Here is a 388-nt window from a genome sequence, read left to right as displayed (position 1 = left end):
CAATATTACTGATTTAGCTGTTCAAGAAGCTACTAACGGAAGCCTACAAGTGTTTGCGAAACTAACGTATCCGGTTACTGTTTGCGCACGTTGCGGCAAGCGTTCCATGGTTAAGAATGGCTTTAAGACCGTTCATATCAGAATTCCTAGAATTAGCGAACGGGTCACCATCCTTAACTTAAAGAAGCAGCGATTTATCTGTAAAAATTGTGGTAAAAGTAGTTTAACAACGACTAAGCTGGTTAAAAAACATCATCAAATATCTGAAAACAGTCTTCATGCCATTGATCTATCATTAACTGAGGACCGTACGATGGTGAGTATTGCGGCTCAATACAATGTCTCAACCAATACGATTAGTCGCCGAATAAAGATACTCGGACAAGGT

Annotated in this window: 1 protein-coding gene; it reads left to right on the top strand. The window is 39.7% G+C overall.

Annotated elements, in window-relative coordinates; genetic code table 11:
* Nucleotides 1-388, top strand: a 388-nt coding sequence (locus tag KGF65_RS16885; protein WP_216748771.1) for a transposase family protein, incomplete at both ends; no start/stop codon positions are given.

It is taken from the genome of Lactiplantibacillus sp. 30.2.29 (assembly GCF_018991255.1).
Lineage (GTDB): Bacteria > Bacillota > Bacilli > Lactobacillales > Lactobacillaceae > Lactiplantibacillus > Lactiplantibacillus pentosus.
This window is presented reverse-complemented; position numbering and strand designations above follow the sequence as displayed.